Annotated in this window: 10 protein-coding genes and 1 pseudogene; 3 read left to right on the top strand and 8 right to left on the bottom strand. The window is 69.1% G+C overall.

What is annotated here, in order from left to right:
- Position 1: 1 nt before the first annotated feature.
- The gene (locus AB0I66_RS31415; RefSeq protein WP_363211348.1) at positions 2-532 is read right to left on the bottom strand and encodes a hypothetical protein; all 531 of its coding nucleotides are present in this window, start codon (positions 530-532) and stop codon (positions 2-4) included.
- A gap of 78 nt (positions 533-610) precedes the next feature.
- On the opposite strand from AB0I66_RS31415, the gene AB0I66_RS31410 reads away from it, so the two are divergent.
- The 3 genes and pseudogenes from AB0I66_RS31410 to AB0I66_RS31400 all read left to right on the top strand — a co-directional run.
- Positions 611-1,300 (top strand): response regulator transcription factor, encoded by a 690-nt coding sequence (locus AB0I66_RS31410; RefSeq protein WP_363211347.1) that lies wholly within the window; start codon positions 611-613, stop codon positions 1,298-1,300.
- Positions 1,297-2,688: a HAMP domain-containing sensor histidine kinase gene (locus AB0I66_RS31405; protein WP_363211346.1), complete on the top strand. Its 1,392-nt coding sequence runs from the start codon at positions 1,297-1,299 to the stop codon at positions 2,686-2,688. Before AB0I66_RS31410 ends, AB0I66_RS31405 begins: the two co-directional genes overlap by 4 nt.
- Positions 2,689-3,171: 483 nt before the next feature.
- Positions 3,172-4,068: pseudogene (locus AB0I66_RS31400) on the top strand (chitinase); the annotation flags it as partial.
- Between the two features lie 100 nt (positions 4,069-4,168).
- On the opposite strand, the gene AB0I66_RS31395 reads toward AB0I66_RS31400, so the two are convergent.
- The 7 genes from AB0I66_RS31395 to AB0I66_RS31365 form a co-directional block, all read right to left on the bottom strand.
- A complete protein-coding gene (locus AB0I66_RS31395; RefSeq protein ID WP_363211345.1) occupies positions 4,169-5,818 on the bottom strand; it encodes a bifunctional aspartate transaminase/aspartate 4-decarboxylase in 1,650 nt (549 codons plus the stop codon).
- Between the two features lie 30 nt (positions 5,819-5,848).
- The gene (gene aspT / locus AB0I66_RS31390) at positions 5,849-7,552 is read right to left on the bottom strand and encodes an aspartate-alanine antiporter (RefSeq protein ID WP_363211344.1); all 1,704 of its coding nucleotides are present in this window, start codon (positions 7,550-7,552) and stop codon (positions 5,849-5,851) included.
- Between the two features lie 3 nt (positions 7,553-7,555).
- Positions 7,556-9,235 (bottom strand): aspartate-alanine antiporter, encoded by a 1,680-nt coding sequence (aspT, locus tag AB0I66_RS31385; RefSeq protein WP_363211343.1) that lies wholly within the window; start codon positions 9,233-9,235, stop codon positions 7,556-7,558.
- Between the two features lie 105 nt (positions 9,236-9,340).
- The gene (locus tag AB0I66_RS31380) at positions 9,341-10,762 is read right to left on the bottom strand and encodes a GH1 family beta-glucosidase (RefSeq protein ID WP_363211342.1); all 1,422 of its coding nucleotides are present in this window, start codon (positions 10,760-10,762) and stop codon (positions 9,341-9,343) included.
- 126 nt (positions 10,763-10,888) lie between these two features.
- On the bottom strand, positions 10,889-11,701 hold the full coding sequence (locus AB0I66_RS31375; RefSeq protein WP_363211562.1) for a carbohydrate ABC transporter permease: 813 nt from the start codon (positions 11,699-11,701) through the stop codon (positions 10,889-10,891).
- 131 nt (positions 11,702-11,832) lie between these two features.
- Positions 11,833-12,837, bottom strand: a complete 1,005-nt coding sequence (locus tag AB0I66_RS31370) for a sugar ABC transporter permease (protein WP_363211341.1) — start codon at positions 12,835-12,837, stop codon at positions 11,833-11,835.
- A gap of 5 nt (positions 12,838-12,842) precedes the next feature.
- Positions 12,843-14,156, bottom strand: coding sequence for an extracellular solute-binding protein (locus AB0I66_RS31365; protein WP_363211340.1), 1,314 nt, complete (start codon positions 14,154-14,156; stop codon positions 12,843-12,845).
- Positions 14,157-14,413 lie beyond the last annotated feature (257 nt).

Genomic DNA, 14,413 nt, shown 5'->3' with positions numbered 1-14,413 from the left:
GTCAGTACTCGTTGATCTCCACGGCCGGGGCGTGGTCGTGCCACGTGCAGAACACCGAGACCTTGTCGGCGCCCGACGTGAACTCCACCCGGATCCAGGTGTCCTGCTTCCACACCTGCACCGACCAGCCCGCCGCCGGGGTCGCCGACACCAGCGTCGCGGAGTCCTCGCCCAGGTCGAAGACGACCCGGCCGCCCTCGGAGGAGTAGCTCTTCACGTTGCCCGGTGCGGGCGCGGGGGCGGAGGGGGTGCTCGGCTTGCTCGTCCGCGTCTTCGACGGCTTGCTCTCGGGGGGCTTCGAGGACTTCCGGGGCTTCGTCGACTTCGAGGGCGACGGCGTCGGCGCCGGGTCCGGGCGGTGCGTGGAGGAGGAGAGCGGCTCGGCGCGGTCGCCGTCGGCGGCCAGCGGCACGGCGCGCGGCGGGTCGTAGGCGGTGCCCGCCATGACCGTGTGGACACCCCACCAGGAGAGCGTGACCGCCGCGCCCGTGGCGAGCGACCAAGCCATTGCGTGTATGAGTCCTCTGCGCATCGCGAGCCATACTGCACCACCGGGCCCCTCGGCGTCCCAGGAGGACCGGGCTCACTCATATGGCGTACGGTGCCGCCCATGGCAAGTGTGCTCGTCGTCGAGGATGACCAGTTCGTACGCTCCGCTCTCATCCGGCATCTGACCGAGGCATCGCACACCGTGCGCAGCGTCGGCACGGCCCTCGAGGCGCTGCGCGAGGTGGCCCATTTCCGTTTCGACGTGGTGATCCTGGACCTCGGACTGCCCGATCTGGACGGTTCCGAGGCGCTGAAGATGCTGCGCGGCATCACCGACGTTCCCGTCATCATCGCCACCGCCCGCGACGACGAGACCGAGATCGTCAGGCTCCTGAACGACGGCGCCGACGACTACCTGACCAAGCCGTTCTCCGTCGAGCACCTCTCGGCGCGGATGGCCGCCGTCCTGCGCCGCTCGCGCGTTCCGGCGGGCGAGGCCCCGCCGAGCCGGGAGATACGCGTCGGCGGGCTCGCCATAGACCCGCTGCGCCGCCAGGCCGAGCTGGACGGGGCGCGCCTGGACCTGACCCGGCGCGAGTTCGACCTGCTCGCCTTCCTGGCGGGGCGGCCCGGTGTCGTCGTACCGCGCAAGGAGCTGCTCGCCGAGGTGTGGCAGCAGAGTTACGGGGACGACCAGACCATCGACGTACATCTGTCGTGGCTGCGCAGGAAGCTGGGCGAAACGGCCGCGCGGCCGCGTTATCTGCACACGCTGCGGGGTGTCGGCGTCAAGCTGGAGCCACCGCTGTGAGGTGGGCGCTCGTCAAGGTGTGCCTGGCCGTCACGACGATGGTCGTGGTGGCCTTCGCGGTGCCGCTCGGCCTGGTCATCCAGGAGATGGCGCGGGACAGGGCCTTCTCGAACGCGGAGCGGCACGCGGCCGGCATGGGCCCCACGCTCTCCATCACCACCGACAAGGATCAGCTGACGCGGGCCGTCGCCACGTCCGAGGCGGGCGGTGAGGGGCGGATGGCCGTGTACGTGCCGGCCGTCGGCGACGCGCCCGCCCTGGAGATCGGCGACCGGCGGGCGGACGCGCACGCGGTGGAGACCACGCGCAAGGAGGGCCGGGCCCGGACGACGACGGTCGACGGCGGGTTCGCGCTGCTCCAGCCGACGGCCCTGAGCTCCACCCAGATCGCCGTGGTCGAGATCTTCGTGCCCGAGGGCGACGTCAGCAACGGCGTGACCACGGCCTGGCTGGTGCTCGCGGGCGTCGGCGTCGCGCTGATCATCGGGTCCGTGGCGGTGGCCGACCGGCTCGGCGTACGCATGGTGCAGCCCGCCAAGCGGCTCGTGGGCGCCACGCAGTCCCTCGGGGAGGGAAAGCTGGGGGCGCGGGTCCCGGAGGAGGGGCCTAAGGAACTGCGCCTGGCCGCCGTTGCGTTCAACTCGATGGCCGATCAGGTCGTCCAACTCCTGGCGAACGAGCGGGAACTGGCGGCGGACCTGTCGCACCGCCTGCGTACTCCGCTGACGGTGCTGCGGCTCAACGCGGCCTCGCTGGGGGACGGGCCCGCGGCCGAGCAGACGCGGATCGCGGTGGAGAAGCTGGAGCGCGAGGTCGACACGATCATCCGCACCGCACGCGACGCCAAGCCGCAGACCGCCGCGGTCGGGCCCGGCGCGGGCTGTGACGCGTCCGAGGTGATCCAGGAGCGCATGGCCTTCTGGTCGGCGCTCGCGGAGGACGAGGGGCGTGAGGTGCGGGTCGCGGGGGTGGAGCGGCCGGTGTGGATCCCGGTGGCGCGTCCCGAACTGGTCGCGTCCCTGGACGCGTTGCTCGGCAACGTCTTCCGGCACACGCGGGAGGGGGCGGCGTTCGCGGTGGACGTGCACAGTGGCGAGGACGCGGTGATCGTCCTGGTGTCGGACGCGGGGGCGGGGATCGCCGATCCGGAGGCCGCGTTGGCGCGGGGCGCGGGGTCCGGGGCCGATGGGTCCACCGGACTGGGGCTCGACATCGTGCGGCAGCTGGCGGAGTCCACCGGTGGTGATGTCCGTGTCGGGCGGTCCGTGCTCGGCGGGACCGAGGTCCGCATCTGGATTCAGCTGGACGGGCGGCGGCCGGTCGCCGGGGGGCGGGGGCATCGGGGTGCCGCCGTACGCCGCCGGAAGCGTGCCCCGAGCGCGGGCTAGCCCCTGAACCGCCGCTTCGCGGCGGATATTCTCACGCCCACCCACCCGACTACCCCGCATCCGACTGTGAACGGAGCGCAGGTAGTTCCCGTCCAGGGGCTGACTCCGGGTGCCGGGTCGGTGGGCGGGAAGGCGTCCGCGGCTCCCACCCGGGAGCACCCCGGGGCCCACCCGGGAGCACTCCGGAGCCCACCATTAACCGCCCCCGATCGCTCCCTTAAGCGGACCCTAAGATCCAGTGCAGAGCCCCAATTGCCCGCTATGTCACGCCCTCGCGAGGCTAAGTTGCTGAGGCACCCCCACCCCCCCCCGCACAGCTAAGGCAGGCACGCGATGAGCAGCACGCATCGGCGCACGGTGAGCACCAGGTCCAAGGTCATGGGCGGGCTCGTGGCCGCCGGCCTCGTCGGCGGCGGCGCTTTCCTCTTCTCCGGGACCGCCCTCGCGACCAAGGCCCCCGCGGAGAAGGCCCCCGCCAAGGCTGCCGCCCAGGCCAAGTTCGCCCCCTTCGTGGACACCTCGCTCGCTCCCGCGTACGACCTCGTCGACACCGCGGAGAAGACCGGCGTCAAGGAGTTCACCCTCGCCTTCATCACCTCAGGCGGCAGCTGCGAGCCCCTCTGGGGCGGCACCACCGGGCTCGACGACGACAAGGTCGCCTCGCAGATCGAAGCCCTGCGGGCCAAGGGCGGCGACGTACGCGTGTCCTTCGGTGGCGCGGCGGGCTCCGAGCTGGGCCTCAAGTGCAGCAGCGCCGACGAGCTGGCCAAGGCGTACGGCAAGGTCATCGACAAGTATAAGCTGACCAAGGTCGACTTCGACATCGAGGGCGCGGCCCTTCCGGACACCGCCGCCAACACCCGCCGCGCCCAGGCCATCGCGCAGCTGCAGAAGGACCACGAGGGCCTGGACGTCTCGTTCACGCTGCCCGTCATGCCCGAGGGCCTGACCCAGCCGGGCGTCGACCTCGTGGCGGACGCCAAGAAGAACGGCGTGCAGGTCTCCGCCGTCAACATCATGGCGATGGACTACGGGCCCTCCTACAGCGGCGACATGGGCCAGTACGCCATCGACGCGGCGACCGCCACGCAGAAGCAGATCAAGGGCGCCCTCGACCTGTCCGACGAGGCCGCCTGGAAGGCCGTCGCGGTCACCCCGATGATCGGCGTCAACGACGTCACCACCGAGATCTTCAAGGTCGACGACGCCACGCAGCTGGTGAAGTTCGCCGAGGAGAAGGGTCTCGGCTGGCTCGCGATGTGGTCCTCGACCCGCGACAAGGCCTGCGAGGGCGGCGCCAACAACGGTGCGCAGCCCACCTGTTCGTCGATCGAGCAGGAGCCGCTCGCCTTCACCAAGGCGTTCGGCGCCTACAAGTAGTCCCCTGGACCACCGCCCCCCACGGCGCCTCGACCGGTCCCCCCACATTCCCCCCACCCGGTCGGGGCGCCCCTCATGCTCAGGCCTGATACCTGACGCCTCAGGCCTTGCTCGCCTGCCACTCCGCCGCGTAGTCCTGGAAGATCGCCCGCAGGTGGTGGCCGATCTTCAGGTAGTCGAGGTCGTCCAGGTTCGCCAGGGACACGCGCACCGACCACTCGGGGCCCTCGAAGCCGCCGCCGTTCAGCAGCACCACATGGGTCTGCTCGGCGAGGCGGAACAGTGGGTCGACCGGCTCGTAGTTCTTCTCCAGGAAGTCGGCGAAGTCCTTGCCGTGGACGCGTTCCGCCTCGGCGAGCAGGTCGAGTTCGATGTAGTAGCCGGCCCGGTGCGGATCGTCCGAGATCTTCATCTCGGCGCCCTCAAGCAGGAGTTCGAGCCGCTGCTGCACGATCGCGCGGATACGCCGCTTGTACGCCTGACCCTCCTCCAGCATGTCGAAGAGGGAGAACAGGACCATGATCATCTGCTGCGGGAGCGAAAGCCCCGAGGTGTGGTTCAGGGCCACCTGGCGTGAGTCGGCGACGAGCCGGTCGATGAACTTGATCTTCTCCGGTTCGAGCGTCAGCGTCCCGTACCGCTTGGCCAGCCGGTCCTTCTCGGCCTGCGGCAGCGCCGCGATCAGCTCGTCGATGACGTTGTCGTCGTGCAGCCCGATGACGCCGAGCCGCCAGCCGGTGGCGCCGTAGTGCTTGGAGTACGAGTAGACGAGCAGCGTGTTGCGCGGCAGGTCGGCGGCGATGGAGCGGAAGCCCTCGACGAACGTCCCGTACACGTCGTCCGTCACGATCAGCAGGTTCGGGTTCGAGGTGGCGACGATCTGCTTGATCTGGTCCGCGACCCGCTGACTCAGCGCGAGCGAGGGCGGGTTGGAGGGATTGACCAGGCAGACCATCTTGATGGCGGGGTCGGCGAGCTTCGCGACCTCCTCCTCCGGGTAGCGCCACTCCCGCACGCCCTCCTCGGCGAACTTGCCGGCCTCGACGTACGTCACGTCGAACTCGTACGTGTCGAGCTCGGGAATCTCGATGTACGGCGTGAACACCGGCACCATCAGGGCGATCTTGTCGCCCTTGTGCAGGATGCCGTTCTTCATGAGCGAGTCGAAGATGTAGCACATCGCCGCCGTGCCGCCCTCGGTGGCGAAGAGCGACAGGTTGTCGGCGGGCGGCCTCTTGTCGAACATCTCGTCGGCCACATAGCCGCGCACGATCTGCTCCGCGTGCTTCAGCATCCGGTCCGGCACCGGGTAGTTGTCGCCGACCGAGCTGTCCGTCAGCTCGTGCACGAACTCGTCCTTGTCGAAGCCGAACCGCCCGATGGCGTGCTCCACGCACTTCTGGAGCAGGTCGATGCCGGGCAGGTCCGGGTGCTGACGTACGAAGGTGTCGAAGCGGGCGCCGGAGCCCGCCTTCTCCGGCATGCCGCCCAGGTCGTCCGCGGTCCAGACGCGGCGGGACTCGGAGAGGGCGAAATAGCCGAGCGCGTAGAAGGCCTCGCGGGGGCCCGTGGCGATCCAGTTGGGGTTGCCGCGTCCCGCGTTGAGCATCTGGACGCTGGAGGTCTCCTTCTGCCCCGGCTTGTCGGCCTGCACCGTCTGGGCGATCTGGATGAACTTGTCCTTCAGCTCGAACGGGCTGAGCTGGGCGAACGACTGGATTTCCGCACGGGTGAAGGTGGTCTTGGGCACGGCTCGTTCCTCACGTGGGGGAGCGGGGGGTCAGTGGTGGAGCAGGACGATGACGGCGCCCCAGATGGTCAGGAGCACGTTGCCGACGGCGTACGGGATCGTGTAGCCGAGGGTCGGGATCTGGGACCGCGACGATTCGTTGATCGCGCCGATGGCCGCGGTGGTCGTCTGGCCGCCCGCGAGGACGCCCATCAGGATCGGGAAGCGGATCTTCTGTACGTGGTGGCCGAAGAGGAAGCCGACGATCAGCGGGATCACCGTGGCGACCGCCCCGAACAGGAGCAGCCCCCAGCCCGCCGTCGAGAGGCCGGAGGTGAAGCTCGGCCCGGCGTTGATGCCGACGACGGCGACGAAGAGACAGAGCCCGAGGGTGTCCATGAACCACTGGGCACCGGGCGGGACATTGCCGTACGTCGGGTACTTGCCGCGGATCCACCCGAAGACGAGGCCCATGATCAGCGCGCCGCCGGACGTGGAGAGCGAGATCGGCACGCCGCCGGCGGTGAGCGCCGGGATGCCGATGCAGCCACCGAGGAAGATGCCGAGCCCCACCCAGATCATGTCGGTGGCGAAGGACGTCGGCACGGGCTTGCCGAGCTCCTTGCCCGCCGGGTCCACCAGGCGTTTGGGGCCGGTGAGGATCAGGGTGTCGCCACGCTCCAGCTGCGTGGTGAGGCGGTAGGGGAACTCGGCGCCGGAGCGGTACAGCTTGTCGACGTAGACCCCGACCATGAACGGTTCGCGCCGCAGGTCCCCGATGCTCTTGCCCAGCTGACTCTTCTCGGAGGCCACCACGTGCAGTGACTCGGTCTGGTAGCCGAGGAGTTCGACGTCATCGGTCTCGGCGCCGATGTGCGTACGGGGGTCGAACTCGACGAGGGAGCCGCGCAGCGCGCTCAGCGCGACGACGTCGCCCTCCCGCAAGGCGGTCCGCTGGTCGTGGTCGAGGATGTTCCCCTCTCTGCGTACGCGGGTGATGTAGACCCGGCGGCCCAGCTCGCGCTGCTGGTTCTCGAAGTCCTCGATGGTGCGTCCCGCGAGGTCGGGGCGCTGGATGGTGTAGGCGCGCAGGACGACCTCGTAGTAGCCCTCGGCCAGGTCGGGATTGTCGCCGGGTGCGTCCAACTCGCGGGCCAGTGCCGCCGATTCGGCTGCGAGGTCACGCCGGTAGAGCTTGGGAAGCACGTTGGCGAGCAGCATCGCGCAGAGGATCGTGCCGAGCGGATAGGTCACGGCGTACCCGATGGCGACCAGGTTCGACTCGCTCTTGACCTGCGCGGAGCTGAGCCCCGGCAGATTGGAGATCGCGTCGCCCGCGACACCGATGACGGCGGACTGCGTGAGCGCCCCGCCGAGCAGTCCCGCCGAGAGCCCGGGTCCGTAGCCGAGCATCGCGGCGAAGGCCCAGCAGACGAGGAGGCCGGTCACACAGACGACGACCGCGTTGAGGACCTGCGGGAGGCCGTCCTTCTTCAGGCCGCGGAAGAACTGCGGGCCGACCTTGTAGCCGAGGGCGAAGAGGAACATCGTGAAGAAGAGGTTCTTCACCGTCCCGTCGATCTCGACCTTGAACTGCGCCCCGAGCAGCAGCCCCGCGATGAGGCAGCCGGTGACCGCGCCGAGCCCGATGGCCTTGTAGCGCAGCTTCCCGAAGAGGAAGCCGATGGCCACGGTGATGAAGACGAGCAGCTCGGGGTGGGGCTGGAAGATGTTCCGGTTGAGGAAATCGATCACTGTCTAAGCCCCCAGTACGCCGACGAGGATGGGCCCGGTCAGGGGCAGCAGGAAGTTCGAGAGGGCGTAGGTGATCGTGTAGCCGAGCAGCGGGACCGAGCTCTGGGCCACCTGGGTGACGGAGGTGATCGCCGGGGTCGAGCACTGCTGGCCCGCGATGGCACCGATCAGGAGCGGTTTCTCGATCTTCAGGAGCTTGCGGCCCACGATCAGCGAGATCGTCGCGGGCACCAGGACCATCGCGATCCCGGCGAACGGCAGCAGCGCCCCGTACTCCTTGAGCAGCGGCCAGGCCTGCGGCCCCGAGACGAGCCCCGTACAGGCGATGAAGATGGCGAGGCCCATGTCCTTGAGCGTGTTCGCGGCCTGCGGCGGCAGCGCCCCGAAGGTCTGCTTGCGGGAGCGGAACCAGCCGAAGAGCAGCCCGGAGATCAGGCATCCGCCGCCCGTGCCGAGCGACATGGGCACGTCGCCGAAGTGCACGACGACCTGCCCGAGCAGGGAGCCCGCCGCGATGCCGAGACCCAGATAGATGAAGTCGGTGGCGTCGTTCTTGACGACCGCGCCGATCCTGGCGACCAGCTTGTTCAGGCCCGAGCGCGCGCCCACCAGGGTGAGCACGTCACCGCGGCGCACGGTGGTGCCGCCGGCCGCGGGCAGGTGCTGATCGCCGCGCAGTACGTCGGTGACGTAGACCCCGTCCTTGATGAACTCGGGATGCGCGCGCTGCAGCTCGTCCACGCTCAGGCCGTCCGACGCCTTCTCGGTGACGGCGACCTGGGCGGTGGCCAGCGGGGTGTCGACGCCCGGGATGCCGGGCGTCTCGGGGCCGATGAGGTGCCCGGACTCGATGACGTTGGCGCGGCGGCCGACCACCAGGACCAGGTCGGAGAGGGTGAGCGCCAGGCCGGGCGCGGGGGTCAGCTCCTTGCTGCCGCGCTTGACGGCCTCGACGGTGACCCGTCCGTCGAGCTCCGCCTCCAGGTCGCCGACGGTCCTGCCGTCGCCCGTGGTCACCAGATAGGTGCGGCCGACCATGCCCGGCAGCGCCTGGCGTTCGTCGGACTCCAGACCGCCGTTCGCGCCGCGCAGCTTCTCCCACAGCTCGCGCGAGGCGTCCCGCAGGTTGATCCGCAGCATCATCGGCATGATCTGGCTGGTGTAGAGCACGATGGTGATCAGGCCGAAGAGGTAGCAGACCGTGTACGCGGTGGCGACGTGCCCCTGGTACTGGGTGATCTGGTCCGGGGTGAGGCCGTCCAGCTTGCCGATGGCCTCGGTCGCCGTACCGACGACGGCCGACTCGGTGGCCGCGCCCGCCAGGATGCCCGACGCGGTGCCGACGTCCAGGTCGAAGGCCTTGGCCAGGCCGAGCGCGATGCCCAGGACGCAGACGAGCTCGATGCCGCAGAGCACGAAGAAGCGCAGGCTCTCGCGGTTGAGGTTGGAGAAGAACTGCGGGCCCGCGAGATAGCCCAGGGCGAAGATGAAGAGCGCGAAGAAGATCGTCTTGACGTCGTCGGAGACGACGACCTTGGCCCAGGCGCCGAGCAGCAGCGAGACGATCAGCGTGCCGCAGATGCCGCCCAGGGTGATGGGGCCGACCCGCACCTTGCCGACGAGGTAGCCCAGGGCGAGACAGATGAACAGCGCGAACTCGGGGTGGTCACGGAGTACACCCATCGGCGCTCACCGTGCCGGTTCTATGACGTTATGTGGCATACGGGCAACTTAAGGAGCCGAGTGGCAGGGTGCCACTCGGCTCCTCGGGGCTGCCGGCCCCGCGGGTCAGCTCGCGACGTGCTCCCGCGGCAGCTCACCGCTGGACGCGACACCCGCGTACCAGTGGGCGCTGGACTTGGGGGTGCGGGCCTGCGTCTCGTAGTCGACGTACACCGCGCCGAAGCGCTTGCTGTAGCCGTAGGACCATTCGAAGTTGTCCAGCAGGGACCACAGGTAGTAGCCGCGGACGTCGGCGCCGTCCGTGATGGCCCGGCGCACGGCGGCCAAGTGCCCGTGCAGGTAGGCGATGCGCTCGGGGTCGTGGACGCGGCCCTCCGGGTCGGGCTTGTCGTCGTAGGCCGCGCCGTTCTCCGTGACGTACAGCGGCAGGCCGGGCGCCTCCCGGGTGTAGCGCATGATCAGGTCGTGCAGACCCGTCGGGTCGATGGTCCAGCCCATCTCGGTGCGGTCGCCCGGCGTCTGGTGGAAGGCCACGTCGTCGGAGCCTGGCCACGGCGAGTGGTCGCTGGCGCCATGTCCGTCGTTGCGCGCGTTCGACGGGTCGTTCTGCGCGGCCGACACGAGGGCGGGCGTGTAGTAGTTCAGGCCGAGCGCGTCCAGCGGCTGGTGGGCGGCGGCCAGGTCGCCGTCCTGCACGAAGGACCAGTCGGTGATCCGGGCGGTGTCGGTGAGGAGGTCCGCGGGGTAGTCGCCGTGCAGCATCGGGCCGTGGAAGACGCCGTTGGCGAGGTTGTCGATGCGGCGGCGGGCGTCCTGGTCCTCCGGGCTGTCCGAAACCGCCCTGACCACCGAGGAGTTGAGGCTCACCGCGACCTGGGCGCGGGCCGGCAGCGCGGCACGCAGCGCCTGGGTGCCCAGGCCGTGCGCGAGGTTGAGGTGGTGCGCGGCCTGCAGCGCGGCCGCCGGGTCGGTGCGGCCGGGCGCGTGCACGCCGGAGCCGTAGCCGAGGAAGGCGCTGCACCACGGCTCGTTGAGCGTGATCCAGGACTCGACGCGGTCACCGAGCGCCTCGGCGACGAAGCCCGCGTACTCGGCGAAGCGGTGGGCGGTCTCGCGGGCGGGCCAGCCGCCCGCGTCCTCCAGCTCCTGGGGCAGGTCCCAGTGGTAGAGGGTCAGGGCGGGCTTGATGCCCTTGGCGAGCAGCTCGTCGACGAGCCGACGGTAGAAGTCGAGGCCGCGCTGGACGGCGGGGCCGCGCCCGGTGGGCTGCACCCGCGACCAGGAGACGGAGAAGCGGTAGGCGTTCAGGCCGAGGTCCGCCATGAGCGCCACGTCGTCGCGGTAGCGGTGGTAGTGCTCGACGGCGACATCACCGGTGTCGCCGCCGGCCGTCCTGCCGGGCGTGTGGCTGAAGGTGTCCCAGATGGAGGGGGTGCGGCCGTCTTCACGTACGGCGCCCTCGATCTGGTACGCGGACGTGGCGGCACCCCAGAGAAAGTCGGCCGGAAAGGCAAGGGATTCAGGCATGGAAGCGCTCCCATGGAAAGGGGAAAAGGACAGGGGAAAGAAGGGAGGGGCGGATGGGCGGATGACCAGGGCCGAGGCGGCGGCGGCTCGGCCCTGGCGGGGGAGGAATCGGCGGGCGGCCGGGCCTCAGCCCTTGACGGCGCCCTGCATGATGCCGCTCACGATCTGCTTGCCGAAGAGGATGAACGCCAGGAGCAGCGGCAGGGTGCCGAGCAGGGCACCCGCCATGATCACCGCCCGGTCCGGGATATAGCCCGTACCAAGGGAGTTGAGCGCCACCTGCACGGTGGGGTTCGACTGGTTCAGCGCGATGATCGGCCACAGGAAGTCGTTCCAGGCCATCACGAACGTCAGCAGGCCGAGCACCGCCATCGCGGGCCGCGCCGCGGGGAACACCACGTGCCAGATGATCCGCAGGCTGCTCGCCCCGTCCATCCGCGCCGCCTCGATGAGCTCGCTCGGCAGCGCCTGGAGCAGGTACTGCCGCATGAAGAACACCCCGAAGGCGCTCACGAACGTCGGCAGGATCACCGCCTGGAGCTGGTTGGTCCACTGCAGGTCGGCGACCCAGAGATAGAGCGGTACGACACTCAGCTGCGGCGGCACCATCATCGTGCCGATCGTGAGCAGCAGCAGGAGACCGCTGAACTTGAACTTCAGCTTGGCGAAGGCGAATCCGGCGATCGTGGAGAACAGGACGGTGCCGATGGTGATGCTGCCCGCCACGATCGTGGTGTTCAGCATCGCGTCACCCAGGCTCGCCTCCTCCCAGGCCCGCTCCAGGTTCTTGAAGAGGTTCCCGCCGAACCACAGGGGCGGCGGTGTCTGGGCGAGCCGCCCGCTCGTACGGGACGCCGCGATCGCCGTCCAGATCAGCGGGGCCAGCGACACGGCCGTGAACAGCGCGAGCACGAGGTAGGTCCACGGACCCGCGTGCATCGTGCGCCCGGCCCTGAGCCCCAGCGGGCGGCCCGACTTCGGGCGCGGCGCGGGAGCGGCCTTCGGGCTCGTGATCACGTCGGTCGGCGGGTCCGACGCGACGTCCGTCGTCGGGCCCGAGGTGCGGGACTTCATTGGGCCTTCCTCAGACGTCGGGCGATCAGCAGATTGACCGCGGCGATGAGCAGCAGGATCACGAGCATCAGCCAGGCCACGGCCGAGGCCCGGCCCAGATGGCCGTTGATCCAGCCCTGGTCGTACAGATAGAGGCCAAGGGTCTGGAACTGGTGGTCCGCGCCGCCCTTTGACCCGGCGGTGCCGCCGAAAAGGAGCGGCTCACCGAAGAGCTGGGTCGCCCCGATGGTCGAGACGACCACCGTGAACAGGATCGTCGGCCGCAGCATCGGGATGGTGACGTGCCGGAACTGCTGCCAGCGCGAGGCCCCGTCGAGGGACGCCGACTCGTACAGGTCGTGCGGCACGGCCTGCATCGCCGCCAGATAGATCAGCGCGTTGTAGCCGGTCCACCGCCAGATGACGATCGACGACACCGCGAACTGCGAACCCCAGGAGGATTCACGCCAGTTGATCGGATCGATGCCGATGGACCCGGCCAGCCAGTTGACCATGCCGCCGTCCCACGCGAAGAGCAGCGTGAAGACCAGCGAGGCACTGGCCACCGACGTGGCGTACGGAGCGAGCATCGCCACGCGCCACAGGGTGGAGCCGCGCAGCTTGTAGTTGAGCAGGTGCGCGATGCCGAGGGCGACGCAGAGCTGCGGGACGGTGGAGATGACGCCGATGGTGAAGGTGTTGCCGAGCGCGTTCCAGAAGTACTCGCTCTGCAGCAGGTTGGTGTAGTTCTCCAGGCCGATCCAGGTGCTGTCGTCGAGGTTGGTCAGCGACAGGCGGTGCATCGAGGCCCAGCCCGTGTAGAGCAGCGGGAAAAGCCCGAAGGCACCGAAGAACAGGAAGAACGGGGCGACGAAGACGTACGGCGACGCCTTTATGTCCCAGCGGTACAGGCGGCTGCGCCACGAGGACGTGGGGGAGGACGTGCGCCTCCCGGACGCGGCCGGGGCCGCGCCCCCCTCTTCGGGGGACGCGGTCTCGGCGTACTCAGCGGTCTCGGACATGCGCGTCACTGTCCCAGAACATCCTTGATCTCCTTCTGCGCGGCTTCCCAGCCCTGCGCCGGAGACTTGCCCTGTTGCTCCACCTGGAGCACACCGATGTCCGTGATGGACTGACCGATCTGGGCGTCCTTCAGGCCGTAGATGGCCGAGGGGGTGTTCTTCGCGATGTCGGCGAAGATCTCCGTGATGGGCGCGTCATTGAAGTACGCCTTGGTCGCCGGGGACGGCTTCAGCGTGTCGTACGCCGACGGGGTGGAGGGGAAGCTGGCCTGCTTGGCGAAGACCTTGGCGAGCTGCTCGGGCTGCGTCAGCCAGACGGCGAGCTCGGTCGCCTCCTTCTTGTGCTTGCCCGCGCTCGGCACGCCGAGGAAGGTGCCGCCCCAGTTGCCGTCGGTGGGCGCCTTGGCCATGTCCCACTGGCCCTTGCCCTCCGGGCCCGTCTTCTCCTGGATGTAGCCGGCCATCCACGCGGGGCAGGCCACCGTGGCGAACTTGGCGTTGGCGAAGCCCTGGTCCCACGTCGGGTCGAACTGCTTGAGCTTGGACGACATGTCGCCCTGCGCGACCTTCATCGCCGCGTCCCAGGCGTCCTTGCGGCCCTGGCTCTTCTCGTAGATCTCCTTGCCGCTCTTGTCGTAGTACCGCTCGGTGGCACCGGCGAAGACCGCGTTGTAGACGCTTGAAGCGGAGTCGACGAACTTGGTGTCCTTCGGCGCCTTCTTCATGTACTTCTCGCCGAGCGCGACGTACTTGTCCCAGTCGCCGGACCACTCCTTGGCGAGCTCCTCGCGGTCGGTGGGCAGACCGGCCTTCTTGAAGAGGTCCTTGCGGTAACACAGCGCCGTCGGGCCGATGTCGACGCCGAGGCCGACCGTCTTGCCGTCCTCGGTCGTGGCCTGGTCCCACTTCCAGTCGAGATACGTGGACTTGTCCACGCCCTCGGCCTTGCTCAGGTCCTCGAACTTGGCACCCTGGGTCTGCACGACCTCGGTGATGTTGCTGACCTCGATGGCGGCGACGTCATTGACACCCGCGCCGGACTGGAGCTGGGTGAGGAGCTTCGGGTAGTAGGCGTCGTTCCGCTCGATCACGTTCTCTTTGATCTTGATGTTCGGGTGCGACTTCTCGTACTCGTCGTAGAGACCGGCCTGCTTCAGACCCAGCACACCGAACGTGCCCACATTGAGCGTGATCTTGCCGTCGCCGCCCTCCGAGCTGCTGTCGTCGTCGCTGGAACAACCGGCCAGCAGGCTGCCGGCCAGCGCGGTCACGGCCGCGAAGGCCACCAGCCGACCGGGTCGGCGGGAACTCGTGCGCATTACGTCCTCCTGTTGCCTGACGTGCCGACCCCCCGGCCAACTGCACTTCTTGCCCCGTTGCTTGACTCTTCGGCTCGGGCGGGGAACGTGCGGGATGTGTACGTGTCAGGTACTGTGGGAGCGCTCCCACAAGTGATGAGTTGAAGAGTCGTGGCTCGGAGCGGGGGTGTCAAGGGACCGGACATAGAGATATGTCTTCAGTTATCGGGCTGTTACGAGGAGGCCCGCGCGAGCAGCCCATCCGATCGGCGAAGATC

Origin of the sequence: Streptomyces sp. NPDC050439 (genome assembly GCF_040655335.1) — a bacterium.
GTDB lineage: Bacteria > Actinomycetota > Actinomycetes > Streptomycetales > Streptomycetaceae > Streptomyces.
The sequence above is the reverse complement of the archived record's forward strand: the minus strand, read 5'-3'. Positions and strand labels throughout refer to the sequence as shown.

Excerpts from the sequence above, each read along its gene's own strand:
- AB0I66_RS31375 (WP_363211562.1), bottom strand. The coding sequence starts at position 11,701 with ATGCACGCGGGTCCGTGGACCTACCTCGTGCTCGCGCTGTTCACGGCC.
- AB0I66_RS31380 (WP_363211342.1), bottom strand. The coding sequence starts at position 10,762 with ATGCCTGAATCCCTTGCCTTTCCGGCCGACTTTCTCTGGGGTGCCGCC.
- aspT (WP_363211343.1), bottom strand. The coding sequence starts at position 9,235 with ATGGGTGTACTCCGTGACCACCCCGAGTTCGCGCTGTTCATCTGTCTC.
- AB0I66_RS31410 (WP_363211347.1), top strand. The coding sequence starts at position 611 with ATGGCAAGTGTGCTCGTCGTCGAGGATGACCAGTTCGTACGCTCCGCT.
- AB0I66_RS31370 (WP_363211341.1), bottom strand. The coding sequence starts at position 12,837 with ATGTCCGAGACCGCTGAGTACGCCGAGACCGCGTCCCCCGAAGAGGGG.
- AB0I66_RS31365 (WP_363211340.1), bottom strand. The coding sequence starts at position 14,156 with ATGCGCACGAGTTCCCGCCGACCCGGTCGGCTGGTGGCCTTCGCGGCC.
- AB0I66_RS31415 (WP_363211348.1), bottom strand. The coding sequence starts at position 532 with ATGCGCAGAGGACTCATACACGCAATGGCTTGGTCGCTCGCCACGGGC.